The organism is Microbacterium algeriense (assembly GCF_008868005.1).
Classification (GTDB): Bacteria; Actinomycetota; Actinomycetes; order Actinomycetales; family Microbacteriaceae; genus Microbacterium; species Microbacterium algeriense.
In genome coordinates this window covers 955,931-978,629 of record NZ_WAAO01000001.1, presented here as the reverse complement: position 1 = coordinate 978,629, position 22,699 = coordinate 955,931, and the positions used below count along the sequence as shown (strand labels likewise).

General features: G+C 68.8%; 25 protein-coding genes. 5 read left to right on the top strand and 20 right to left on the bottom strand.

All coding sequences use genetic code 11. The features are described 5' to 3' along the window. Nucleotides 1-100: 100 nt before the first annotated feature. From fusA to F6A08_RS04690, 10 genes are all read right to left on the bottom strand, one after another. Nucleotides 101-2,215 (bottom strand): elongation factor G, encoded by a 2,115-nt coding sequence (gene fusA / locus F6A08_RS04730; RefSeq protein WP_026049631.1) that lies wholly within the window; start codon nucleotides 2,213-2,215, stop codon nucleotides 101-103. Nucleotides 2,216-2,326: 111 nt separating this feature from the next. Beyond that, nucleotides 2,327-2,797: a 30S ribosomal protein S7 gene (rpsG, locus tag F6A08_RS04725; RefSeq protein WP_017201608.1), complete on the bottom strand. Its 471-nt coding sequence runs from the start codon at nucleotides 2,795-2,797 to the stop codon at nucleotides 2,327-2,329. 5 nt (nucleotides 2,798-2,802) lie between these two features. Beyond that, complete coding sequence (gene rpsL, locus F6A08_RS04720) at nucleotides 2,803-3,171, bottom strand: 30S ribosomal protein S12 (protein WP_017201609.1); 369 nt, start codon at nucleotides 3,169-3,171, stop codon at nucleotides 2,803-2,805. Between the two features lie 229 nt (nucleotides 3,172-3,400). Continuing rightward, a complete protein-coding gene (locus F6A08_RS04715) occupies nucleotides 3,401-4,048 on the bottom strand; it encodes a hypothetical protein (RefSeq protein WP_026049632.1) in 648 nt (215 codons plus the stop codon). 310 nt (nucleotides 4,049-4,358) lie between these two features. Then, nucleotides 4,359-4,790, bottom strand: coding sequence for a hypothetical protein (locus F6A08_RS04710; protein ID WP_017201611.1), 432 nt, complete (start codon nucleotides 4,788-4,790; stop codon nucleotides 4,359-4,361). Between the two features lie 68 nt (nucleotides 4,791-4,858). Further along, entirely contained in the window at nucleotides 4,859-5,899 is a 1,041-nt protein-coding gene (locus F6A08_RS04705) for an ABC transporter (RefSeq protein WP_151458760.1), read from the bottom strand. Between the two features lie 114 nt (nucleotides 5,900-6,013). Continuing rightward, the gene (locus F6A08_RS17640) at nucleotides 6,014-6,166 is read right to left on the bottom strand and encodes a hypothetical protein (protein WP_164479593.1); all 153 of its coding nucleotides are present in this window, start codon (nucleotides 6,164-6,166) and stop codon (nucleotides 6,014-6,016) included. Between the two features lie 57 nt (nucleotides 6,167-6,223). Further along, complete coding sequence (locus F6A08_RS04700; protein WP_151458759.1) at nucleotides 6,224-7,129, bottom strand: sugar ABC transporter permease; 906 nt, start codon at nucleotides 7,127-7,129, stop codon at nucleotides 6,224-6,226. 1 nt (nucleotide 7,130) lies between these two features. Beyond that, nucleotides 7,131-8,735: an ABC transporter permease subunit gene (locus F6A08_RS04695; protein ID WP_151458758.1), complete on the bottom strand. Its 1,605-nt coding sequence runs from the start codon at nucleotides 8,733-8,735 to the stop codon at nucleotides 7,131-7,133. Nucleotides 8,736-8,805: 70 nt separating this feature from the next. Continuing rightward, complete coding sequence (locus F6A08_RS04690) at nucleotides 8,806-10,014, bottom strand: sugar ABC transporter substrate-binding protein (protein ID WP_124896302.1); 1,209 nt, start codon at nucleotides 10,012-10,014, stop codon at nucleotides 8,806-8,808. Nucleotides 10,015-10,200: 186 nt separating this feature from the next. Here F6A08_RS04690 and F6A08_RS04685 point away from each other — a divergent pair, with 186 nt between their 5' ends. After that, on the top strand, nucleotides 10,201-10,632 hold the full coding sequence (locus F6A08_RS04685; RefSeq protein ID WP_124896303.1) for a hypothetical protein: 432 nt from the start codon (nucleotides 10,201-10,203) through the stop codon (nucleotides 10,630-10,632). Nucleotides 10,633-10,702: 70 nt separating this feature from the next. Here F6A08_RS04685 and F6A08_RS04680 read toward each other — a convergent pair whose 3' ends face one another. Together F6A08_RS04680 and F6A08_RS04675 are read right to left on the bottom strand one after the other, a co-directional pair. Next, nucleotides 10,703-11,164, bottom strand: coding sequence for an NUDIX domain-containing protein (locus F6A08_RS04680; RefSeq protein WP_225855735.1), 462 nt, complete (start codon nucleotides 11,162-11,164; stop codon nucleotides 10,703-10,705). Between the two features lie 119 nt (nucleotides 11,165-11,283). Continuing rightward, complete coding sequence (locus tag F6A08_RS04675) at nucleotides 11,284-11,463, bottom strand: hypothetical protein (RefSeq protein WP_124896304.1); 180 nt, start codon at nucleotides 11,461-11,463, stop codon at nucleotides 11,284-11,286. A gap of 46 nt (nucleotides 11,464-11,509) precedes the next feature. Here F6A08_RS04675 and F6A08_RS04670 point away from each other — a divergent pair, with 46 nt between their 5' ends. Then, nucleotides 11,510-11,998: a YajQ family cyclic di-GMP-binding protein gene (locus F6A08_RS04670; protein ID WP_017201618.1), complete on the top strand. Its 489-nt coding sequence runs from the start codon at nucleotides 11,510-11,512 to the stop codon at nucleotides 11,996-11,998. Nucleotides 11,999-12,068: 70 nt separating this feature from the next. On the opposite strand, the gene F6A08_RS04665 is transcribed toward F6A08_RS04670, so the two are convergent. Further along, nucleotides 12,069-12,362, bottom strand: coding sequence for a hypothetical protein (locus F6A08_RS04665; protein WP_124896305.1), 294 nt, complete (start codon nucleotides 12,360-12,362; stop codon nucleotides 12,069-12,071). A gap of 96 nt (nucleotides 12,363-12,458) precedes the next feature. Here F6A08_RS04665 and F6A08_RS04660 point away from each other — a divergent pair, with 96 nt between their 5' ends. Both F6A08_RS04660 and F6A08_RS04655 read left to right on the top strand, forming a co-directional pair. Then, nucleotides 12,459-12,752 carry a DUF7882 family protein gene (locus F6A08_RS04660; RefSeq protein ID WP_151458757.1) on the top strand — a complete coding sequence of 98 codons (294 nt, stop codon included), beginning with the start codon at nucleotides 12,459-12,461 and terminating at the stop codon, nucleotides 12,750-12,752. 529 nt (nucleotides 12,753-13,281) lie between these two features. Then, nucleotides 13,282-13,914: a GntR family transcriptional regulator gene (locus F6A08_RS04655; protein ID WP_017201621.1), complete on the top strand. Its 633-nt coding sequence runs from the start codon at nucleotides 13,282-13,284 to the stop codon at nucleotides 13,912-13,914. Here F6A08_RS04655 and F6A08_RS04650 read toward each other — a convergent pair. The 5 genes from F6A08_RS04650 to F6A08_RS04630 form a co-directional block, all read right to left on the bottom strand. Continuing rightward, nucleotides 13,905-14,942, bottom strand: coding sequence for an alpha/beta hydrolase (locus tag F6A08_RS04650; protein WP_151458756.1), 1,038 nt, complete (start codon nucleotides 14,940-14,942; stop codon nucleotides 13,905-13,907). The two genes, F6A08_RS04655 and F6A08_RS04650, sit on opposite strands and share 10 nt — an antisense overlap. 70 nt (nucleotides 14,943-15,012) lie before the next feature. Beyond that, nucleotides 15,013-16,386, bottom strand: coding sequence for an FAD-dependent oxidoreductase (locus F6A08_RS04645; RefSeq protein ID WP_151458755.1), 1,374 nt, complete (start codon nucleotides 16,384-16,386; stop codon nucleotides 15,013-15,015). Between the two features lie 60 nt (nucleotides 16,387-16,446). Beyond that, nucleotides 16,447-17,508 (bottom strand): polyprenyl synthetase family protein, encoded by a 1,062-nt coding sequence (locus tag F6A08_RS04640; RefSeq protein WP_151458754.1) that lies wholly within the window; start codon nucleotides 17,506-17,508, stop codon nucleotides 16,447-16,449. 46 nt (nucleotides 17,509-17,554) lie between these two features. Continuing rightward, the gene (locus tag F6A08_RS04635; RefSeq protein WP_124896309.1) at nucleotides 17,555-18,274 is read right to left on the bottom strand and encodes a class I SAM-dependent methyltransferase; all 720 of its coding nucleotides are present in this window, start codon (nucleotides 18,272-18,274) and stop codon (nucleotides 17,555-17,557) included. Next, nucleotides 18,271-18,834, bottom strand: coding sequence for a DUF402 domain-containing protein (locus F6A08_RS04630; RefSeq protein ID WP_124896310.1), 564 nt, complete (start codon nucleotides 18,832-18,834; stop codon nucleotides 18,271-18,273). Before F6A08_RS04630 ends, F6A08_RS04635 begins: the two co-directional genes overlap by 4 nt. Before the next feature lie 56 nt (nucleotides 18,835-18,890). Here F6A08_RS04630 and F6A08_RS04625 point away from each other — a divergent pair, with 56 nt between their 5' ends. Continuing rightward, the gene (locus F6A08_RS04625) at nucleotides 18,891-20,144 is read left to right on the top strand and encodes an isochorismate synthase (protein WP_151458753.1); all 1,254 of its coding nucleotides are present in this window, start codon (nucleotides 18,891-18,893) and stop codon (nucleotides 20,142-20,144) included. Nucleotides 20,145-20,181: 37 nt separating this feature from the next. Here F6A08_RS04625 and F6A08_RS04620 read toward each other — a convergent pair whose 3' ends face one another. Continuing rightward, entirely contained in the window at nucleotides 20,182-21,024 is an 843-nt protein-coding gene (locus F6A08_RS04620; RefSeq protein ID WP_151458752.1) for a polyphosphate kinase 2 family protein, read from the bottom strand. A gap of 16 nt (nucleotides 21,025-21,040) precedes the next feature. Further along, nucleotides 21,041-22,690, bottom strand: coding sequence for a 2-succinyl-5-enolpyruvyl-6-hydroxy-3-cyclohexene-1-carboxylic-acid synthase (gene menD, locus F6A08_RS04615; protein ID WP_151459107.1), 1,650 nt, complete (start codon nucleotides 22,688-22,690; stop codon nucleotides 21,041-21,043). Nucleotides 22,691-22,699 lie beyond the last annotated feature (9 nt).

Below are 22,699 nucleotides of genomic sequence, written 5' to 3'. Positions count from 1 at the left end.
GGTTCTCAGTTTAGTAGAGAGGGAATGTGAAGTTGTAGGTGACCTGGGAACCCCGGGTTGCTTCGACAGGCTGAGCGACCCAGGGCTCCCAGAAGAGCGATTACTCGCCCTTGGTCTTCTGGACGATCTCGTCGGCCACAGCGCGGGGCACCTCAGCGTAGCTGTGGAACTCCATCGAGTAGACCGCGCGGCCCGAGGTCTTCGAGCGCAGGTCGCCGATGTATCCGAACATCTCGGACAGCGGGACCTGGGCGCGGACGACCTTGACGCCGGCGGCGTCCTCCATCGACTGGATCTGGCCACGACGCGAGTTCAGGTCGCCGATGACGTCGCCCATGTACTCCTCGGGAGTACGGACCTCGACGGCCATCAGCGGCTCGAGCAGCACGGGGTTGGCACGACGAGCGGCCTCCTTGAAGCCCATGGAGCCCGCGATCTTGAACGCCATCTCCGAGGAGTCGACGTCGTGCGCCGCACCATCGACGATGGTCGCCTTGACACCGACCATCGGGTAGCCCGCGAGGACTCCGACGTTCATGGCGTCCTGGAAACCGGCGTCGATCGAGCCGATGTACTCACGAGGGATGCGACCACCGGTGACGGCGTTCACGAACTCGTAGGTCTTCTCGGCGTCCAGGTCGAGGGGCTCGATCGTGAACTGGATCTTCGCGAACTGACCCGAACCACCGGTCTGCTTCTTGTGCGTGTAGTCGTGCTTCTCGACGGCCTTGCGGATCGTCTCGCGGTAGGCCACCTGGGGCTTTCCGACGTTCGCCTCGACGCGGAACTCGCGCTTCATGCGGTCCACGAGGATGTCGAGGTGCAGCTCGCCCATGCCCTTGATGGTCGTCTGACCGGTCTCGGGGTTGAGCTCCGTGCGGAAGGTCGGGTCCTCCTCAGCGAGCTTCTGGATCGCGAGACCCAGCTTCTCCTGGTCGGCCTTGGTCTTCGGCTCGATGGCGACCTCGATGACCGGCTCCGGGAACGTCATCGACTCGAGGACGACCGGGTTCGCGATGTCGGACAGGGTGTCACCGGTGGTGGTGTCCTTCAGGCCGATGACCGCGTAGATGTTGCCGGCGGTCAGCGAGTCGACCGGGTTCTCCTTGTTGGCGTGCATCTGGAAGATCTTTCCGATGCGCTCCTTCTTGCCCTTGGTCGAGTTGATGACCGCGGAACCGGAGTCGAGGTGTCCCGAGTACACGCGAACGTAGGTCAGGCGACCGAAGAACGGGTGCACGGCGACCTTGAAGGCGAGAGCCGAGAACGGGTCGTTCGCGTCGGGGTGACGCTCGATGATCGTGTCGTAGTCCTTCGGGTCGTGCGCCTCGATGGCACCGACGTCGAGGGGGTTCGGCAGGAAGTCGACGACCGCGTCGAGCATCGGCTGGACGCCGCGGTTCTTGAACGCGGAGCCGCAGAGGACCGGGTAGATCTCCGAGGCGATGGTCAGCTTGCGGATCGCACCCTTGATCTCGGCGACAGAGAGCTCCTCGCCGCCGAAGAACTTCTCGAGCAGCGCGTCGTCGGTCTCGGCGACGGTCTCGAGGAGCTGCTGACGGTACTCCTCAGCCTTGTCCTTCAGGTCGGCCGGGATCTCCTGGACCTCGTACTTGGCGCCCATGGTGACATCACCCTTGGCGTCGCCGGGCCAGACCAGCGCACGCATCTCGATGAGGTCGACGACTCCGATGAAGTCGTTCTCCGCACCGATGGGCAGCTGGATGACGAGCGGCTTGGCGCCGAGGCGGCTGACGATCGTGTCGACCGTGAAGTAGAAGTCCGCGCCGAGCTTGTCCATCTTGTTGACGAAGCAGATGCGGGGCACGTTGTACTTGTCGGCCTGGCGCCAGACGGTCTCGGACTGGGGCTCGACGCCCTCCTTGCCGTCGAACACGGCGACCGCACCGTCGAGCACGCGGAGCGAGCGCTCCACCTCGACCGTGAAGTCCACGTGGCCGGGGGTGTCGATGATGTTGATCTGGTTCTTGTTCCAGAAGCAGGTCACGGCGGCAGACGTGATCGTGATGCCGCGCTCCTTCTCCTGCTCCATCCAGTCGGTGGTCGACGCGCCGTCGTGCGTCTCGCCGAGCTTGTGGTTGACGCCCGTGTAGAACAGGATGCGCTCGGTCGTCGTGGTCTTGCCGGCATCGATGTGCGCCATGATGCCGATGTTGCGGACCTTGCTCAGGTCCGTGAGCACGTCTTGTGCCACAGGAGTGTCCTTATCGTTTGGAGCAGGTGTACTGCGAAGAGCAGGTGTACTGCGAAGAGGGGGTGCGACGGGCCCAGGAACGCGGATCGGTCCCTGAGCCCGTCGAACGGGTTACCAGCGGTAGTGAGCGAACGCGCGGTTCGACTCGGCCATCTTGTGCGTGTCCTCGCGGCGCTTGACCGCGGCGCCCAGGCCGTTCGACGCGTCGAGGATCTCGTTCTGCAGACGCTCGGTCATCGTCTTCTCACGACGACCCTTCGCGTAGCTCACGAGCCAGCGCAGAGCGAGGGTGTTGGCGCGGTGAGGCTTGACCTCGACCGGCACCTGGTAGGTCGAGCCACCGACGCGGCGGCTGCGGACCTCGAGAGTCGGGCGCACGTTGTCGAGCGCCTTCTTGAGCGTGGCGACGGCGTCCTGACCGTTCTTCGCCTCGACACCGCGGAGGGCGCCGTAGACGATCGACTCGGCCAGCGACTTCTTGCCGTCGACGAGGATCTTGTTCACCAGCGAGGTGACGATCGGTGCGCCGTATACCGGGTCGTTGACGACGGGGCGCTTCGGGGCCGGTCCCTTACGAGGCATCTAACTCAACCCTTCTTCGCGCCGTAGCGGGAACGAGCCTGCTTACGGTTCTTGACAGCCTGGGTGTCCAGGGCGCCACGGACGATCTTGTAACGCACACCGGGGAGGTCCTTCACACGACCGCCGCGCACGAGCACCAGCGAGTGCTCCTGCAGGTTGTGGCCCTCACCGGGGATGTACGCGGTGACCTCAGTGCCGTTGCGGAGCTTCACACGAGCGACCTTGCGCATCGCCGAGTTCGGCTTCTTGGGGGTGGTGGTGTAGACGCGGGTGCAGACCCCGGCCTGCTGCGGGTTCGACTTGAGCGCCGGCGCCTTGGTCTTGGTGACCTTGGGCGAGCGACCCTTGCGAACCAACTGCTGAATGGTTGGCACGTTCTCTCCTCATAGTGCTGCACGGTGACAGCGTGATGGGTTTCACATCATGACCCACCGGCACGCCGGAACCGACGTGCTTTTGGTGTGGTGGGTATGCCGTGGGGGCGGACCGGCATGGTGCCGACGCCCAGCGCGCACATCGAGACGTGCACACACCTGGTCAAGTGTAATGCCGCGTAACGTGCCGGTCAAATGAGCGCGACCTCGACAGGGAGCGCCGAGGTCGTCAGGGCAGATCCGGGTCGAACGGGGAGTCCAGGGATTCGGTGAGCTCGGCGAGGAGCGCCTCGATCTGCGGCTCGACGTGCTGCGAGATGGCCGCCTGGATGTGGATGCGGTGTCGCAGCAGGATGCCGCAGATCTCGCGTCCGACCATGTTGGCGTACTCGTCGGCGAGCGCCACCTCCTGGCGCAGGGCCACCTTGGCCTCCTCGGTCAGCGGCGGCAGTGCGGGCAGCTCCGCGGCGGAGTCGTCGGCCAGGCCCGCGATCGTGAACAGGAACGGTGCGCCAGGCACGGGTTCGGGGTCGAGGGGCAGTCCGTCGAACTCGGGATCCAGGTCCTCCGTCGGCCGGTAGCTGCGCGCGCGGTTGCGGGCGGCCTGCTGATCGAGTTCCCGCTGCAGCATCGGCAGGTTCCGTGCCGTGTACTCCGCCACGGCGTGATCGACGATCGTCTTGATGCGCGTGGAGAGTCCGTGCTGCACGCCGTGCGGGGTGTTGGCCCCGATGCCCGCGGCCGAGAGGATCGGAGAACCGAGGCACCGGCGGCACGGCGCGACCCTGCCGCGGTGGGTGGCCGGCTCCCAGCGCGGCACCCAGCGCAGCCAGGCCTCGACGGCCTGGTCCACCTGCGTCTCCAATGAGCGCTCCACCCCACCAGCGTACGGCGCGTCGCCTGTCACCGCCGCGATTTCCGCGGTCACGGCGAGTGGCCGTCGGGACGATTCCCGGAGGGCACGACGATTCACCGAGAGGATGCCGTCGGCTGGGGTGACATTTCCCGGAAGGTACGACGATTCGCCGAGGGGATGCCGTCGAATCGTCGGCGGATCGTCGCAGGGTCGGCGGATCGTCGCAGGGTCGGCGGATCGTCGTGGTCGGCGGATCGTCGCAGGGGCGGCGGATCGTCGTGGTCGTCGGATCGTCGTGGTCGGCGGATCGTCAGGAGGTAGCGGCGCGCCGTCACTCCTCGTCGTCGCGCTCCCACGGCCAGCGCGGGTGCTCGGCACGGGTGCGGCGCAGCGCGATGCCGCCCCACCCGGCGAGGAGTCCCGCGAGCACCAGGATCGCACTCGCTCCCCCGCGGACGAGGTCTCCGGCGACGGCGGTCGCGAGCACGAAGCTGCCCGTGCCGAAGAGCACCGTCATCCAGACCGCGACGAGGTGCAGGATGCCGGCGAGCAGGGCGATCGCGATCGTGGCGACATACGACGGCTGCGGTCGCCGCAGTGTGGAGAACAGCATGAGGGCGAACGAGATCACCGCGACGAGCATGCCGATCGCGCCGGGAGCCTGACCCAGATTCGGCACCGCGATGATGTCCGTGTCGGTCGCGACGCTCAGCGCCCCGAGGCCGAACACCGCGAGAGCGAAGAACCCGATGGTCGCGAACACCGTGGCGAGGACAGCCGAAACCCCCGCGGACTCGGGTCCGCGGGGGTTCGGCGTTGTGGAGTTCGTGATTACCTCGCGAGCGTCGGGCCGGCTTCGAGGGTGCGCTCGTACTCGCGCTGCGCCTCGGCGTTGAGCTCGGTCTTCCTGGCGCCGCTGCGGGCGACCCACGCGCCGAACCAGATGGTGAGCTCCCGCGCGAACACGAAGGCGGCGATGGCCAGCGGAGCGAGCAGCTGCCCGCCGACGACGTCGAGTCCTTCGGCGGCGGTGAGCTTCCAGAACGGCGCCTCGAACAGCTGACCGAGGATGTGCCCGGCATAGGCGATGACGCCGACGATGATGCCGAACACAACCCAGAGGCCCCAGCGACCGCGGTTGATGATCGCACCCAGCAGCCAGAAGCCGAGGAAGAAGACCACGACCGGCGTCCAGTATCCCCACGTGGTGAGCGGCGCGATGGCGGTCTGGCCGATGTTCTCACCGGTCACGTCACCCGCGATCGCGCCGAGGCCCAGGGCCGCGCCGAGGTACAGGATGGCGAACACGAGCGTGGCGAGCAGGCCGATCGCACCGGCGGTGCCGCGGTTGCCGCGGTCACGGGGCGGCTCCGGCGCCTGCACGAAGATCGGCTGAGGCTGCTGCGGCTGCACGGCGGCAGCGGCGACGAGCGGCTCGGACGGCACGATGCGCGTGTCCGTGTCGTCACTGTGCGTCGAGTAGGCGGCGTCGGCCATGCGGGAATCCTCGTGCCCGAACGGCACGGGTGCTGCCACGGTCGCCTCAGGGTAGAACGAGGCGGTGTCGGCGTCGGCATCCGACCGCGCGTCGTGGACCATCTCGCGCTGCGGCTCGGCCTGCACGGGAGCAGCAGGCGGGGCGGGCGCCGGGGCCGGCGCGGCGAAGGTGCCGGGGTGGTCCCGCTCCGCCTCTTCGAACGCGGCCAGGTCGGGGTCGATGGGCTGCGCGGCAGGCGTGCTCTCCGCGGCATCGTTCGTGCCGCGGACATCTGCACCCGCGGCTGCGGCGGCGTCGAGGCCGGCATTCGCGCTGCCGACGACGTCGTCTACGTCAGCCGGCTTCTCGGGCTGGGGAACGTCGGGGTCACTCATGGGGTGCGCCTCTCATCGGAAATGTGCATTGTGAGGCTACCGCCGCACGAACCGCCGCCCCCGGAGGCGTGCCGACGTGTCGTCATACGCACGGCGCCCGCAGATGTTCCGGGGTCAGGGAAGCGCGGTGCGCAGAGCGGTCCCGGCGAACTCCGCGAGCACCGGGAGCATCGGCAGCGAGAGCCAGACGAGCGCGCCGACGATGCCGATGCACACCACGCCGGCGAACCAGCTCACCCCGAGGTTGCGTCCACCCACCCGTGCCATGCCCCCACGGTAGAGCCGAAGCACCCCGGACGCCGGGAGCAACGCCGCGCTCCGGCCTCAGCCCTTCGTCGCTCCGGCGGTCAGGCCGCCGACGATGTACTTCTGCAGGAACAGGAACAGGATCATCACGGGGATCGCGGCCATCACTGCACCGGCGGAGAAGGCCGACCAGTCCGCATAGCGCGGGTTCGCGACGAGCTTGGTGAGACCGACGACGAGCGTCTGCTGGTCCACGTCGACGAGCATCACGCTCGCGATGACGTACTCGTTCACCGTGCCGATGAACGACAACAGGCCGACGACCGCGAGGATCGGGGCCACGAGCCGCAGGATGATCGTGAAGAAGATGCGGGCGTGGCCGGCGCCGTCGATGCGGGCGGCCTCGTCGATCTCCTTCGGGATCGTGTTGAAGAACCCGTACATGAGGTAGGTGTTCACGCCGAGCGCTCCGCCCAGGTACACCAGGATCAGCCCCGTGTGCGTGTTCAGCCCGATCGCCGGGAACCAGTCCCCCAGCGTCGACATCAGCAGGAAGATCGCGACGACCGCGAGCAGCTGCGGGAACATCTGCACGACGACGATCGTCACGAGTCCGACGCGGCGTCCCGCGAAGCGCATGCGCGAGAAGGCATATGCCGCGCAGGCGCCGATGAACACGGTCACGGCGCCGGTGACCACGGCGATCAGCAGCGTGTTGAGGAACCAGGTGCCGTACGGGTTCTGCGGATCGCTCAGGATGCGCACGTAACTGTCGATGCCGATCGCGGAGAACAGCTGGTTCGAGCCGGTCAGCGTGCCCTTCGGGTTCAGCGATGCGGAGACGACGTACAGCAGCGGGAACAGGGCGAACACGCTGACGACGATCGCGACGAGGTGTCGCCATCCGGTGTCGGCGAACCACGCGCCGAAGCTGCGACGGCGCGGGGTGAGGCGCTGTTCGGAGGTGCTGGTGGCGGTGCTCATGTCAGTTCAGCTCCTCGAGGGCCTTGGTCTTGCGGAAGCTGATGATCGAGATCGTCGCGACCACGATGAAGATCAGGATCGTGAAGGCCGATGCCAGGCCGTAGTCGCGTGTCTGGCCCGTGAAGGCCACCTTGTAGACCATCGAGATCAGGATGTCGGTGTGCCCCACCGGGATGGACACATCGCTGAAGCGCGGTCCGCCGTTGGTGAGCATGTAGATCAGGTTGAAGTTGTTGAAGTTGAACGCGAACGACGAGATCAGCAGCGGCGCGACGGTGACGAGCAGCAGCGGCAGCTTGATGCGGCGGAAGACCTGCCACGGGTTCGCGCCGTCCATCACGGCGGCCTCGTTCACGTCCTCCGGGATGCCCTGCAGCGCCCCCATGCAGACGAGGAACATGTAGGGGAACCCGAGCCACAGGTTCACCAGCAGCACCGACACCTTCGCGAGGGCGGGGTCGGTGAGCCAGGGGATGTCGGCCCCGCCGAAGATGACCTGATTGATGAAGCCGAAGCTCTCGTTCATCATCCCGGCCCAGACCAGCGCCGACAGGAACGCGGGGAACGCGTACGGGAGGATCAGGATGATGCGGTAGCCGTTGCGGAACCGCATCCGCGTGTTGTTGAACACCAGCGCGAGCAGGAGCCCGAGGAAGAACGTCGTCGCGACCGAGATCAGCGCGAAGGCGAACGTCCACAGCGTGACCGAGATGAGCGGTCCGCGGATGGACGAGTCGGTGACGGCACGGACGAAGTTGTCGAAGCCGACGGTCGTCTGCCACCCGGGCAGCAGCTGCTCTCCGTCTTCGGCCGTGAAGGCGCCGTCACCGGTGTCGGAGTAGACGACCCCGGTGGTCGTGTCGGTGATGGTGTCGGCGTCCGCGTCGTAGGCGAGTGTCGAGACGTACAGGTAGCCCTTCTGTCCGTCCGGTGCGCGCAGGCTGCCGTCGTTGGGGTCGTCGCTGAACGGGACGGAGAGCTTCTCGAGCTCTTCCGAGAGGGTGAAGACGGTGGCGAGCGGGAGGGTGGTCCACCCGTCCGTCGCGACGGCCTTGCCGCCCTCGAACTCGGCATCGACCTCCTGCAGGGGCTGCTCCGCGGTGCCGACCAGGGCGTCGCCCGAGTCGGGGTCGGTGACGAGCAGGCCGTAGGTGCCGAACTGCTCGACGACCGTGACCGGGTAGGTGGGCGAATCCTCGACCCGCTCCTGCGCCGAGGCGAGAAGCGAGGAGATGGCCTGATCCTTGGTGCCGTTGTGGCCCGTGCCGTAGTTCGTGAACCCGATGTACCCCGTGTAGAGCAGGGTGAAGACCTGGAACACCACCAGGAAGATGATGCCGGGAGTGAGGTACTTCGCCGCGATGCGCTTGCGGGAGAAGTAGATGTAGTTGACGAGGATGGCGACCGCGACGACGATCCCGAGGATCAGCCATTCCTGGTGTGCGAACAGGACGAAGGCCGCATAGAGCGCGATCGCGTCGACCACGGCCAGCAGCAGGATCTTCAGCAGCATCCAGCCGATCGGTCCGGATGCCGCTTCGGCGATCTTCGCCGCCTGGCGCTGACGTCGGGTCGGAGGAGCAGTGCGCTCGTCGGTGTCTGTCATGTCGTCCTCGTCATGATCCTGCCGGGGCGGGCGAAGACGCCCACCCCGGCAGAGTCAGTGGTTCCGGCTGTTACTTGATCGCGGCGGTCACGTCGTCGACGAGCTTCTGCCACGTCGTCGTCGGGTCCGCGCCGTTGATGATCGCGGCCTCGGCCACGCCCCAGAACTGCCACACCGAGCCCATGGCCGGGATGGCGGGCATCGGCACGGCGTCGGCGCCGACGGCCTGGAAGCCGGCGATGATCGGGTCGGAGGCGGCGGAGTCGGCGGCGGCGGTCAGCGCAGGCAGGACGTTGCCGGCCTTGAACAGCTCAAGCTGCACGTCTTCGGTGCCGAGGTAGTTGACGAGGAAGTCGTTCGCGGCGACCTTGTTCTTCGACTCGGAGCTCACGAAGAAGCCCTTGACGCCGGCGAACGGCGACGCGGTCTCACCGGTCGGGCTCGGGATCGGGTCGATCGCGACGTTGATGCCGGCGTCCGTCGCGGCTCCGACGTTCCACGGGCCGGTCAGCCAGAAGGCCGCGGTCCCGTCGAGGAACTGCTGCTTGGCGATCTCACCGTCGATGTCGGTGTTCAGCGTGCCCGCTGCGCCCTGCGCGCCCAGCCAGTCGGCGAAGGCGAAGCCGCCCTCGCTGCCCAGCTGGAGGTCGGTCGGGTCGTAGCTGCCGGACTCGTCCGTGCCGAAGACCGGAGCACCGAAAGCCGTCTGGAAGGGGTACAGGTGGTACGGGTTGCCCTCGGCGCCCTGCTCGACGACGAACGTGCCCTTCGACACCATGTCGTCAAAGCTCGTCGGAGCCTCCGGGACGAGGTCGGCGTTGCGCAGCACGGCGATGTTCTCGACCGCGTACGGGAGCATGTAGACGGTGCCCTCGTAAGTGGCCGCCTGCAGCGCCACCGGGAGGTAGTCCTCGGAGCTGTCGCCGAGCTCGATCGGAGCGACGACGCCGTTGGTGCTGAGCTCGCCCAGCCAGTCGTGCGCGCCCATGACGATGTCGGGGCCCTTGCCGGTCGGCACCTGCTGGATGAAGTCGTCCTTCATGTCGTCGACCGACTTGCCCGTGAGCTCGACCTTGACGCCGGTCTTCTCCTCGTAGGCGTCCGCCGCGCCCTGCAGGGCGTCCACGCGCTCGGCGTCGACCCAGACGACGAGCTTTCCGCCGTCCTGGGAGTCGGAGGTCTCATCGCCGCTGTTCCCCGCGGCGCAGCCGGCAAGCGTCAGAGTCGAAACGATGGCGATCGCGCCCGCGGCGACGATGCCCCTCTTGTTCACCTTCATTGGTGTGTGCCTCTCTCAGTGCTGTTGGCCTGCATGTACTGCAAGCGCTTACAGTATGCAACGAAAACGACACTGTTTGCAACGACGGACAGCGTCGATATCAACCCGTAACCGTCGAGACGAGGGCATCGATGCATGAAAACGCTTCCACCAGTTCGGGCGGGACGCGACTCGTAGACTCGGCGCATGGCAATCACTTCGCTCCATGTCGCGCGGATGACGGCGGGTGTCGCACTGGCGGCGTCCGCGGTCGCTCTCAGCGGCTGCACCGCGTTCGCCACGAGCTACGACGTGCTGGACCGCGAGGCCGAACCCGCCGATATGGTGCCGGACTCGGTGGTGGCGGAGGACTCCGGCGACGTCGCGGACCTGCCCTCGGCACGACTGGTGGGCGAGCACGAGGGCACATCGATCTGGCTGCTGCGCGGCGTCGAGGTCGGGGCGGTCTGCGTCCTCGCCTATCCGGACAACGACCTCTGGCTCATGGCCTGCGGAGGCGAACAGGGGCCCGTCGAGCTGAGCGGTCCCGCCGGACACTTCGTGACGGTTCCGGACGACTATCCGACGCCGGACGGAGCCACCCGGATCTCGGCCAATGTCTATGCCGTGACCCCTTGAGCACCGGCGCCGGTGCAGGAGGAGTAGCCGAACCGACCGACGCATCCGGCCGCAGAGCCGGTGACGCTCGTCAGCGACCGGCATCTCCCGGCGCATCCTGGATCACACGATCTATCCAGTCACGCCGCGGCAAAGCGGAGATGACTTCACGTGGAAACCACCCGAGTTCGATGATCTCGTCGAGGTCCGGCGTCGCCTCGCTGAGCAGTTCGCACTCGTACGCGATCGTCACGTAGCCGACCTGATCACCATTGGGATACGTGACTGCCAGAGGTTCTCCGCCGTAGGCGCCGATGACACCGGTGATCCGGATCCGAGCTCCCGTCTCTTCGAAGACCTCGCGATCCACAGCGTCCGCGGGGTCTTCGCCGGGCTCGACCCCACCGCCGATCAGACTCCAGAGCCCGGAGTGCGCGTGCCGCGCGAGGAGGAACCGCTCACCGTCTCGAATGACGGCCGTGACGCCAGGGAGAAGCAGGAAGTCCTGACCGATCCGCGCACGGATCGACTGGACATAGCTGGACATCGGCATCCGGGCAGTCTAAGCAGTGGACCTCAGCCGTGCGGGGAGCACTCGACAGCGAGCGGACTAGCGACCTGCGTGGATCGGCAGCCGTTGACGGCCGTCGGGGCCCGGGGCTTCCCTTGCTCCTACCGAACCCAGCCCATGATCACGGCGAGCACGAGCAAGAGCGTGAACAACGGGACGATGACCCGGAGCTCCCAGTCGTTCGCATCCATCTTGCGAATCGTCCGGAGGATCGGCCAGCGCGCCTCCCTGGCACGCCGGGCTGCGCGCTTCGGGCTCTCGCTGTCGCGACGCAGGCTCATCTCGCCAGTATGGGACACGCGCTCGCGCCCCGGTTACAGTGGAGTCATGGCTGACAGCTCATTTGACATCGTCTCGAAGGTGGATCACCAGGAGGCGGAGAACGCCCTGAACCAGGCCCGCAAGGAGATCGAGCAGCGCTACGACTTCAAGGGCACCGGTGCGTCGATCGCCTGGAGCGGTGAGAGCATCCTGATCATCGCCAACACCGAGGAGCGGGCCAAGGCGGTTCTCGACGTGTTCCAGTCCAAGCTCATCAAGCGCGGCATCTCGCTGAAGAGCCTCGACTCGGGCGAGCCCTTCGCGAGCGGCAAGGAGTTCCGCATCGTCTCGACGCTCAAGGACGGCATCTCCTCCGAGAACGCGAAGAAGATCAACAAGATCATCCGCGACGAGGGCCCCAAGGGTGTCAAGAGCCAGATCCAGGGCGACGAGCTGCGCGTGCAGTCCAAGAGCCGCGACGACCTGCAGTCCGTGATCGCGCTCCTCAAGGGCTCCGACCTCGACGTCGACCTGCAGTTCATCAACTACCGGTAAGCAGCCCGTCGGGCCGGTCGGCGAGAGACAGGTGGCGGCGCGGGGATGACCGCGTGCCCCTGATCACGGCTCACAGTCGATCGGGATCGAAGTCGAAGAGACCGCCGAACGGCGTCGCCTCGTCACCGGTGTCACGAGGGTCGAACTGGACGGTCGCGGTCGTGACCACGATGCGCGAACGCGGAGTGACGAGTACGCGCACCCGACGGTTGCCCACGGCGACGAATTCCACGAAGGCCGCCGGTCCGTTCGCTGCGGCCTCCACAGATCTGAGGATGCGGTCGAGGTCCTGGTCCTGGGCGAGAAACGTGCTGTCGCCGTCGATGATGATTTCGGTCCGCTCCATCGTCTGCATGTCGCCCATCCCAGCACACGAACGGCCTCCGAAGCTGCGAGTCCCGTTGAAGTCCAGCTCGGCGCGACGGACACCGCGGGGACTCGCCGCGCGTATCCTTTGCCCATGGGAAACCTCGAGTACAACAGTTCGCGTCCTGCGATCGAAGTGGACGACGAAACGCTGGTCCACCTGAAGATCGTGATGGGCACGAAGCTGCGTCGTCACGAGAGCTTCATGATGACCTGGCCCGCAGCCCAGGGGCGCGCCGGCAGGATGACCGCGTGGATGCACCCGAGCATCCCCTTGATCCTGGAGTTCGACTCCGAGGATCTTCCGAAGGTCGACAGCCACCGCATCGAGCGAATGATGACGGCGCTGAACGCTCGGGGGGAGCTCGTCCTCGACGACCTCCCCTGATCGGGACCCGGTGCCCGCCGATGCGGTCTGCGGGCGTTCCCGCGCGCCCCACACGGAATGCCTGTTCTCCGTGCGGAGCTCGCTCCCGGCGCCAGCGGTTCCAGGCCCGAGGAGGGGTCGGATGCCACGGCCTCCGACCCCTTCTGCGTGCTCTCGCGAGATTGCATACCGATATACCGGTTGTGGTGCTCAAGACTGGAGGCGGTCGACTCGATGCGACCGATGACGCAACCACCGCGTGACGGGCACCCGTCGCCGGCGACGCTCTTCGGGACTGCGAGCCAGCCCTCGTGGGGACGAGGCCACAGCGGTTCCACGCGCGTGCGTCTCCTGTGGTCGGCGGATGCGGAAGCGCCCGCCGGCCACAGACCCTCGAGTGAGAAGGACCCCGCCCGTCCCGTGCTGCGCGCCCCCACGCGGATCACGGCCGGACGGGGCTCATTGGCATCAGACGCGACTTCATGATGTAGTTTCCCTCCCGGGTGAATCATGGGGCGCCCGGGATTGAAGGACAACTGGGGGCAGGTCCATGCAGCGTATTCGGTCGACGAGCATCGGCGAGAGCAAGCAGCTTCTGGCTGAGGAGGTCTACCACTACATCGGCAGGCGGATCATCGACGGCACGCTGGCCGCCGGGGAACGCATCCGCGACGTCGACGTCGCGGAGGAGCTGCACGTCTCGCGCACACCGGTGCGCGAGGCTCTCCAACGCCTCGAACGCCTGGGGATGGTGACCATGTACCCCAGCCGCTACACCGAGGTCACGCCCGTCACCGCTGAGACGGTCGCGCAGTCGCTGGTGTTCGCCGGTCATCAGGGAGGCATCGCCGCCCGGCTGGCCGCGCCGCGGATCACACCGGCGCAGCGGGAACACGTCGTCGAGCTCGTCGCGACGATGTACGCGTCGATCGACGACAGCGCGAGGACCTCCCTCACCCGGTGGGCCGTGTTCTCGTACCTGGGCGAGCACTGCGGGAACGCGCAGCACCGCTCCCTCATCGCCGACGCGAGCATGGTGCTATCGCGCAATCTGCGCGGCTGGGCGGTCCCGCGGGGCGACCGCCTCCGGATGCAGCAGGTCTACATCGATTTCCGCGACGCGATCCGCCGCGGCGACGGCGACGCGGCCGAGCGTCTGGCGCGCGAGATGTACTACGTCTGACGGGGCTCGGGCCGACGCAGGCCGGCCGATGCACGCCAGCCGGTGACCCAGCGTTCGAGCCGCGCATAGGCCTCTTCCCGAGCGGCATGGCGGGAGAGGAAGACGTCGTGCAGAGCGCCGTCGATCCGCTCCACGGTGACCGAGGGGCCGAGCCGGAGCGCCGCACGGGCGATGTCGTCCACCACCAGCACGGAATCCGCCGAGGTCAGCTCCTCCGACCAGCGGGTGGGCGGCACGAATCGCGCCGAGAGCAGCACGCACACCGGCGCCGAGATGGACAGCCCCGCCGCCACGGTCTTGTGGCCGGTGAGGACCGCGTGCAGCCACCCCGCGTACACCGCCATCGTCTGCACGGGCCGCCACGCCGTGTCGATCTCCATCGGATCATCGGGGTCGGCGACCTCCTGCTGCGCGCGCGTGTAATAGCCGAGGTCGACCTGCGGCGCGACCTCCATCGGTCGGATCCGCGCCTGAAGCTCCACCACGGGAGCCAGCGCCGCGCGCGCCGGCGCGAACTGGAACTCCAGCCAGGGGCTGTTCAGCACCACCGCGTCTGCGACCCCCGGATGCCGCGACGCCCACAGGCTCAGGGTGAGCCCGCCCGTGGAATGCCCGAAGAGGACGAGGCCGCGCGCGGACTCGTTGCCGCCCAGCCCGCGTCCCATCGCCTCGAGGGCCGCGCCGATGTCCTGGTCGTAGATCGCCAGGTCCGCGATGTAACCGGGCGTCTGTCCTTCGCGCAGACTGCGACCGTACTTGCGCAGGTCGAGCGCGAAGAACCGGGCTCCGCGTGACGTCCAGAACCGGGCGAGCCGCTTCTGGAAGAAGTAGTCCGACCAGCCGTGGACGTACAGCACATCGACCCCGTCGAGAAGCCGACGCCGCCCGCGCACCCGGTCCCACCACTCCTGCTCGGGCGGGAGGGCGCGCACCAGGGTCGCCACCACCGGGCCCTGCTCGTCGGTGCCGAGGTCGAGCGTCAGCTGCTCGAACTCGTCGCCGAGCACATCAGGGATCCAATCCGCCATGCGTTCCTCCCCCTCGCCGCCAGGCTAGCCGAGCAGACGCCCGGGAGGGGGATGCGGGTCCGGGAGGGCGCTACTCGCCTCGGGACACGCGCACCATCTCGTCGCGCGGGACGACCTTGATCCGGGCGCGCTCCTCGGGCGCTCCGAGGGCGATCTCGTGCTCGTCGAGGCGATGCCAGCCGTCCAGGTCCGTCCAGGCGACGCCGCGCTCGGCGAGGAGGGCCGGAATCGCGTCCTCGCTGGGGTCCTCCGGGTGCCACCACGACCCCTGGTCGTTGATGATGTGCCGGACGGTCTCCATCGCGTCGGACTTGGTGTGCCCGATCAGTCCGACCGGTCCGCGCTTGATCCAGCCCGTGGCGTAGATGCCGGGCACCTGCTCGTTGGAGTCCTTCGCGAGCACCTGGCCCTCGCGATTGGGGATCACCCCGTGCTTCTTGTCGAACGGCACGCCGGGCAGCGGGGAGCCGAAGTAGCCGATCGCGCGGTACAGAGCCTGCAGCGGCACCTCGCGCAGCTCTCCCGTGCCCACGGCACCACCCTGACCATCGGGCTTCGTGCGCTCGTACACGAGAGCGGCGACGCGACCCGTCTCGTCCTTGCGCACCTCCACCGGCTTCGCCCAGAAATGCAGGTGCAGACGCCGAGATGCCGTCCCGCCGGCGTTGTTGACCGAGTCGCGCTTGCGCCACGACTGCAGGATCCGGTCGATCACCATGACCTGCTTGTTGCTGGCGACCGCATCCTTCGAGGCCTCGTCGTAGTCGAAGTCCTCGTCGTACACGACCATGTCGACATCGCGCAGCTCGCCGAGCTCGCGCAGTTCGAGCGGTGTGAACTTCACCTGCGCGGGTCCGCGGCGTCCGAAGATGTGCACGTCGGTCACCACGCTGGCCTTCAGCCCCTCGTAGACGTTCGCCGGGACCTCGGTGACGAGCAGGTCCTCCGCATGCTTCGCGAGCATGCGGGCGACGTCGAGCGCCACGTTGCCGTTGCCCAGCACCCCGACGGAGGCCGCGTCCAGCGGCCACTCCCGCGGCACGTCCGGATGCCCGTCGAACCAGCTCACGTAGTCCGCGGCCCCGTACGAGGCCACGGCGTCGATGCCGGGGATGTCGAGCGAGGTGTCGCGGATCGCCCCGGTCGCGAAGATCACGGCGTTGTAGTGCTTCTTGAGGTCGTCGAGGGTGATGTCCTCGCCGAAGCGGACGTTGCCGAACAGGCGGATGTCACCGCGATCGAGGACATCGCGCAGCGCCGTGATGATGCCCTTGATGCGCGGGTGATCGGGCGCGACGCCGTAGCGGACGAGCCCGTAGGGAGCCGGCAGCTGCTCGAAGAGGTCGATCGACACGTCGAACTTGCGCTCGGCCTTCAGCAGGATGTCCGCGGCGTAGATGCCGGCGGGTCCCGCACCGACGATGGCCAGTCTGAGCTTGGTCATGGGAGGTCCTTTCGTATGCCGACGCAGCCGGCGGGCAGCCCGAGGGGCGCCCGCGCGGAATCAGCTGGAGCGTTCGGCGAGGGTCTCAGCGAATCGTGTCAGCGCCTCGCGGACGGTGCCGCGCGGGAGGGGGTCGAGGGCGTCGGTCGCATCGCGCGTCCAGGAATGCGCGAGCTCGAGCGTCTTCTGCGTCACGGCGTGATCGCGGAGCTCGTCCAGAGGGCCGTCGAGGATGGCCGGATCGGCGCCGTCCGCGATGAGCGCCACTCCGTCGTCGATGCGCGCCGCGAGGTCGACCGACGCGGTGTCGCCCTCGGCCTTCAGCAGCAGGTAGGGCATGGTCGGGACGCCCGCACGCAGGTCGGTTCCCGGCACCTTGCCGGTCTCCTCCGGCTTCGCCGACAGGTCGATGACGTCGTCGAGCAGCTGGAAGGCCACGCCGATCTTCTCGCCGTACACGCGCAGCGGCTCCTCGTACGCCGAGGAGGCGTTGGAGAAGATCACGCCGCCCTGGGTCGCCGCGGCGATCAGGGAACCGGTCTTGTCGGCGAGCACCTGGATGTAGAACGCGATCGGGTCGTCGCCCTCCTGCGGTCCGAGGGTCTCGTGCATCTGTCCGAGGACGAGGCGCTCGAACGTGTCGGCCTGCAGTCGGATGGCTCGCTCCCCCAGGCGCGACATGAGCTGACTGGCGCGCGAGAACAGGATGTCGCCGGTGAGGATCGCGATGTTGTTGCCCCACACCGCGTGCGCGGCCGGGACACCGCGACGGCGGTCCGCGCCGTCCATGACGTCGTCGTGATACAGCGAGCCCAGGTGGGTGATCTCCAGAGCCTTCGCGACATCGATCACCTCGGCCGTGTTGCCGTCGCCGAGCTGTGCGGCCAGGAGCGTGAGGACGGGCCGGATGCGCTTGCCGCCCGCCTCGTACAGGTAGCGGCTGGCGGCGTCGGCGAGCGGATCGGCGACGCGCACGTCCTCGGCCAGTCCGGTCTCGACCAGCTCCAGTCCGTCTTCGATGGCGCGGGCGACGCGGCGGGCGGCGGGGCCGATGAAGACGCGATCGCTGAAGCCGAGACGGCTCGCCAGTCGCGAACCCGGGGCGATGGGGCTCGAAGTCACGGTCCCAGCCTACCTGCGTCGGCTGACGCGGTTTCGTCCGCGGAGATCACTCCGGCTTGCGCGCTCTGTGCAGGGCCACGATGCCGAACGAGAGATTCCGGTACGCGACGTCGGCCCAGCCCGCCTCCCGGATCCAGGCCGACAGCTTCTTCTGGTCGGGCCACTCGCGGATCGACTCGTTGAGGTAGTCGTAGGCGTCGCCGTTGGTGCCCGCGACCCGGGCGACGCGCGGCAGCACCTGCGCGTTGTAGAAGCGGTACGCACTGCGGAACAGCTTGCCCGGCGGGGTGGAGAACTCGTTGATCACGAGTCGGCCGCCCGGCTTGGTCACGCGGTACAGCTCGCGCAGCGCCTTCTTCGGATCGTTCACGTTGCGCAGCGCATACGACATCGTGACCGCATCGAACTCCCCGTCGCCGAACGGCAGATCGGTGGCGTCGGCCTGCACGAACGACAGGTTGCGCATGGCGCCGTGCCGGCGCTCGCCCTCCGCGAGCATCCCCGGCGAGAAGTCGGCCGCGACCACCTGAGCACCGCTTCGCGCGAGGGACGCCGACGACGACGCGGTGCCGGCACCGAGGTCGAGGATCCGCTCCCCCGGCTTGGGGGCGACCGCGCGCGTGGTGGCGGCGCGCCACAGGACGTCGTTGCCGAACGTCATCGCGGTGTTCGTGCGGTCGTAGCCTGCGGCGACCTGGTCGAACATGCCGCTCACGCGGGCGGGGTCCTTGCCGAGGTCGGCGCGGTTCTTCTCGTTCGGGGTCACGGGATCAGTCTAGGCGCGAGGTTCAGCGCCTCGAGGCGGTCGAGCCACGGATCCGCCGTCGCGTCGTCGAACGGGGCGGTCTGTGCGCGCACCCGCTCCTCCAGGTCGAGCGCGAGGGCCTCGAGGTGCGTCATCACGGCGGCGGGGTAGCCGTAGCGGACGCTGTGCTCCGCCCACTCGTCGCGGTCGTCGACCCAGGTGCCCCGGGCACCCTCGACACGGACGACGTCGAGATCCATGTCGATGCCCGTCGCGAGCAGCGGATCGTCCGACCAGCGGATGTCCCAGCCGAGGTCGATGTAGATGCGCATGCCGCGGGGATGACGACGGTTCACGGTCAGCGCATGGTCCGCGCTCGCCGGGACCAGCGTGACGTTCGGACCCGCCGCGTGGAACTCCGCACCGGGACGGATGCTGTGCCATCCGGCGGGCTGGCCGACCCAGTCTCCCCAGTGGTCCGAGCCGAGGTACACGCACTCGTGACGCCAGTGCGGGGAGCCGTCCCACTTCCGCCACTGGAAGACCATCTCGGTGCCGGGTGCGGGACGCGCGTCGCTCATCCGTTCACCCTACGACGACGCGGTTCCGGGTCGTCGACGCGGCATAGGCTGGACACGTGCACACCACCCACCTGGTCGTGGAGACCCGCGAGATCGACCCGGTCGAAGACCTCCTGGCATACGCCGACCCCGCTCGTCCGCTCGCCTGGCTGCGCCGCGGAGACGGGATCGTCGCCGTCGGGGAGCCGCTTGCGGAGCTACGCCCGCGTCCGGCGGCCGGCACGCCCCGCTCGCAAGCGCTGGCCACGGTCTGGCGCGGCATCTCGGCCCAGGCGGAGATCTCCGATCCGGTCGGACTGCCCGGAACCGGGCTCGTCGCGTTCGGGGCGTTCGCCTTCGACGAGGAGTCGGCCGCCGACAGCGTGCTCATCGTGCCGACCCGCGTGCTCGGCAGGCACGGGCACCGCTTCTGGGAGACCCGGATCCGTCTCGCATCCGACCCCCGGGCGGCGACCCCGCTCGCCACGCAGCCGTATGGACCGCACTGGGCCGGCACGGTCGGGCCGGGGGCGCAGAGCCCGCAGGGATATCAGGACTCGGTGCGGCGCGCGCTCACTCGCATCGCGGACGGCGAGCTGAGCAAGGTCGTCCTCGCCCGAGACCTCATCGGCACGATCCCCGCCGGCTCCGACCTGCGCCGCCTCGTGCGAGCGCTGTCGACGGGGTACCCCGACACCTGGGCCTTCGCGGTGGACGGTCTGATCGGCGCGAGCCCCGAGACCCTGGTGACGGTGCAGCAGGGCACCGTGACGGCCCGGGTCCTCGCCGGCACGATCGGGCGCGGCGCCGACGCGGACGCCGACACCGAGGCGTCCACGCACCTCGCCTCCAGCACCAAGGACCTCGACGAGCACCAGTACGCGGTGCAGAGCGTGCTCGCCTCGCTGCGCGCGCACACCAGGGCGCTCGCGGCGAGCGAGCAGCCGTTCCTGCTGAAGCTGCCGAACCTGTTCCATCTCGCCACCGACGTGGAAGGCGAACTGGCCGACGGCGAGTCCGCGCTCGACCTGGTGCGCGCGCTGCACCCCACGGCCGCGGTCGCCGGGACCCCCACGCCGGCGGCGATCGCGGCGATCCGCGACCTCGAGCCGTTCGACCGCGGACGCTACGCGGGCCCGGTGGGCTGGGTCGACGCCGAGGGCAACGGCGAGTGGGCCATCGCGCTGCGGTGCGCCCAGTTCGTCGCCGAGGCGGACGCGATCGGCGTCACCGCGTACGCCGGAGCGGGGATCGTCGCGGGTTCCGACCCGGAGAGCGAGCTGCTGGAGACGCGCGTGAAGTTCCGTCCCCTCGTCGACGCTCTCGCCTGACGCCGGTCCCGGACGGGCGCACCGGGACGGGGCAGGGTCAGCTGGCGGCGAGCCGCTTCTTCTCGGCCTCGACGTCGAAGTCCGCGCCGGGCCACTGCGGGTCGATGTCCTCCAGAGCGGCGAGCAGCAGCTCCTGCACCGCGAGGCGCGCGTACCACTTGGCGTTCGCCGGGATCACGTACCAGGGCGCCGCTTCGGTCGAGGTGCGGTCGAACACCGTCTGGTACGCCTGCATGTACTGCGGCCACAGCATCCGCTCGTCCACATCGCCGGGGTTGTACTTCCAATACTTGTCCGGCCGCTCCAGGCGCTCCATGAGGCGCTCCTTCTGCTCCTCCGGGGAGATGTGCAGCATCACCTTGATGATGCGCGTCCCGGATGCGGCCACCCGGGCCTCGAACTCGTTGATCGCGTCGTAGCGGCGCTCGATCTCCTCCGGCGGGGCGAGCTGCCTGACCCGGCCGATCAGCACGTCCTCATAGTGCGAACGGTCGAACACGCCGATGAACCCGGGCTCCGGGAGCCGCGTCTCGACACGCCACAGGAAGTCATGCTCGCGCTCCTCGGCCGTCGGGGCCTTGAAGGCCGCGAGCGCCACGCCCTGCGGGTCGACCCCGCCCACCACATGGCGCACGATGCCGCCCTTTCCGGCGGAGTCCATGGCCTGCAGCACCAGCAGCACGGAGTCCTTCGCCGTGCCGACGCGACTCTCGGCGAACAGCCGTTCCTGCAGCCCGTTGAGGTCGTCGAGTCCTGCCGCGAGGTCGGCCTGCCCCTGGGACTTGCCGTGGTCGTATCCCGGCTTGCTGTCCGGGTCGAGGTCGGCGAGGCGGAAACCGCTGCCGACGCGGAGCGTCTGCGTCCAGGTGTGCGCGTTCATACGCACATCCTGCCAGTCAGCGCGGCAGCGGGACCTCGATGATCTGACGGCCGCCGCGCGGCGAGGTCAGCGCCTGATCCAGCGCCGTGCGGGTGGTGACGCGCTGGTACTCCCAGCCGTAGGCCAGGGCGAGATGCTCGATGCGGACGTTGTGCGGCGTGTAGAAAGCCCGATCCAGGTCGGCCGGTCGCGCGGAGGCGGCGACCTCGAGTGCGTCGAAGATCGTGCCGCCGCCGTCGTTGCCGACGATCACCTGCAGGCGCGGCTCGGTCTCGTCCGGCGGCAGCAGCAGCGCGCCGACGTCGTGCAGGAACGCCAGATCGCCGAGCAGCACACGGGTCACGCCGGGGGCGCCGGCCGCCTGGCTGGCGAGGGCGATGCCGGTCGCGGTGGCGATCGTGCCGTCGATGCCGGCGAGGCCGCGATTGGCGTGCACGGGGACCTTCTTTCCGCCGAGCACCTGGTCGGCGACCCGGACCAGCCGGGACGACCCGAAGACCAGCCGGTCGTGCGGCCAGGTGGCGCGCCAGACGGCATCGACGAGGAGCTCCCTGTCGAGCGGGCGGCGGACCGCGTCGAGCTCGGCCCGCACGGCTTCCCGCCTAGCGGCGAAGTCGGTGGATGCGAGACCCTCCGGGTCCGGAGCGTTCTCGCTCAGGTCGACGACCTCGGCCGCCGAGGCCTGGAGCCACGCCCCGAGCCAGTCGCGGTCGACGGCACCGGGTGCGACGGAGACCGCGTCGACACCGCGCGTGCGGTGGTTGAGGTCGAGCTGCTCGCCGCCGCGGTGGCGCGCGACGACCTCGACATCCGTCCGCGACAGCAGCGCCGCGACCTCACGGCTGAGCGTGGGGTGGCCGAGCACCACGACGCGCTCGATGCGCCCGCCGAGGTCATCGCGGCGGAGCAGGCGGCGATAGCCGTGGACGAGCTGGCGACCGAACCGCGCACCGCTCACGATCTCCGCGATCAGGGGCCAGCCGCCCGCATGCGCGAGCTCCTCGGCATCCGGTCCGGCGTCGGCACCGGCGACCACGACCGTGCGCGGTCCGCGCGCGAGCACCCACGGTTCGCCGGCGATGCGGCGGGGCGCCTCGCCCGGCGTGACCGCGACGGACGGCAGCTCTCCGGAGAGCGGCTCCCGCGACGGCAGGTTCAGGTGCACGGGACCGGCGACCCCGGGCCGTGCGTGCTCCCCCGCACGGGCGCCCATCGCCGCGGCGACGGCGCGCTCGGCGAGACCGGACCAGTCGCCGTCCCCCGGCACGGGCGCGTCGAGCTGATCGCGCACCCAGGGGTGGAAGAGCCCGTCCTGGATGGTCGCCTGGTTGGCTCCGACGCCGCGCAGCTCCGGAGGACGGTCGGCGGTGAGCAGGAGCAGCGGAACGCCGGAGTGGAACGCCTCCATCACGGCGGGCAGCAGATTGGCGACGGCCGTGCCCGACGTGCAGATGACGGCAGCGGGCACACCGGTCTCGCGGGCGATCCCGAGCGCCGTGAAACCGGCGACGCGCTCATCGATGCGGACGTGGACCCGCACCGGACCCTCTTCTGCGAAACGCACCGCGGCGAGCGCGAGCGCCTGCGACCGGGACCCGGGAGAGAGCACGAGGTCGCGCACACCCTGGGCGACGAGGTCGGCGATCAGAGACGCCGCGGCATCCATCGCCGGCGA

What these genes read in the sequence shown, in the direction of transcription:
- rpsG (WP_017201608.1), bottom strand. Translation starts at nt 2,797, where the DNA reads ATGCCTCGTAAGGGACCGGCCCCGAAGCGCCCCGTCGTCAACGACCCG.
- F6A08_RS04705 (WP_151458760.1), bottom strand. Translation starts at nt 5,899, where the DNA reads ATGAGTGACCCCGACGTTCCCCAGCCCGAGAAGCCGGCTGACGTAGAC.
- F6A08_RS17640 (WP_164479593.1), bottom strand. Translation starts at nt 6,166, where the DNA reads ATGGCACGGGTGGGTGGACGCAACCTCGGGGTGAGCTGGTTCGCCGGC.
- F6A08_RS04700 (WP_151458759.1), bottom strand. Translation starts at nt 7,129, where the DNA reads ATGAGCACCGCCACCAGCACCTCCGAACAGCGCCTCACCCCGCGCCGT.
- F6A08_RS04695 (WP_151458758.1), bottom strand. Translation starts at nt 8,735, where the DNA reads ATGACAGACACCGACGAGCGCACTGCTCCTCCGACCCGACGTCAGCGC.
- F6A08_RS04690 (WP_124896302.1), bottom strand. Translation starts at nt 10,014, where the DNA reads ATGAAGGTGAACAAGAGGGGCATCGTCGCCGCGGGCGCGATCGCCATC.
- F6A08_RS04685 (WP_124896303.1), top strand. Translation starts at nt 10,201, where the DNA reads ATGGCAATCACTTCGCTCCATGTCGCGCGGATGACGGCGGGTGTCGCA.
- F6A08_RS04680 (WP_225855735.1), bottom strand. Translation starts at nt 11,164, where the DNA reads ATGCCGATGTCCAGCTATGTCCAGTCGATCCGTGCGCGGATCGGTCAG.
- F6A08_RS04675 (WP_124896304.1), bottom strand. Translation starts at nt 11,463, where the DNA reads ATGAGCCTGCGTCGCGACAGCGAGAGCCCGAAGCGCGCAGCCCGGCGT.
- F6A08_RS04670 (WP_017201618.1), top strand. Translation starts at nt 11,510, where the DNA reads ATGGCTGACAGCTCATTTGACATCGTCTCGAAGGTGGATCACCAGGAG.
- F6A08_RS04665 (WP_124896305.1), bottom strand. Translation starts at nt 12,362, where the DNA reads ATGGGCGACATGCAGACGATGGAGCGGACCGAAATCATCATCGACGGC.
- F6A08_RS04660 (WP_151458757.1), top strand. Translation starts at nt 12,459, where the DNA reads ATGGGAAACCTCGAGTACAACAGTTCGCGTCCTGCGATCGAAGTGGAC.
- F6A08_RS04655 (WP_017201621.1), top strand. Translation starts at nt 13,282, where the DNA reads ATGCAGCGTATTCGGTCGACGAGCATCGGCGAGAGCAAGCAGCTTCTG.
- F6A08_RS04650 (WP_151458756.1), bottom strand. Translation starts at nt 14,942, where the DNA reads ATGGCGGATTGGATCCCTGATGTGCTCGGCGACGAGTTCGAGCAGCTG.
- F6A08_RS04645 (WP_151458755.1), bottom strand. Translation starts at nt 16,386, where the DNA reads ATGACCAAGCTCAGACTGGCCATCGTCGGTGCGGGACCCGCCGGCATC.
- F6A08_RS04630 (WP_124896310.1), bottom strand. Translation starts at nt 18,834, where the DNA reads ATGAGCGACGCGCGTCCCGCACCCGGCACCGAGATGGTCTTCCAGTGG.
- F6A08_RS04620 (WP_151458752.1), bottom strand. Translation starts at nt 21,024, where the DNA reads ATGAACGCGCACACCTGGACGCAGACGCTCCGCGTCGGCAGCGGTTTC.
- menD (WP_151459107.1), bottom strand. Translation starts at nt 22,690, where the DNA reads ATGGATGCCGCGGCGTCTCTGATCGCCGACCTCGTCGCCCAGGGTGTG.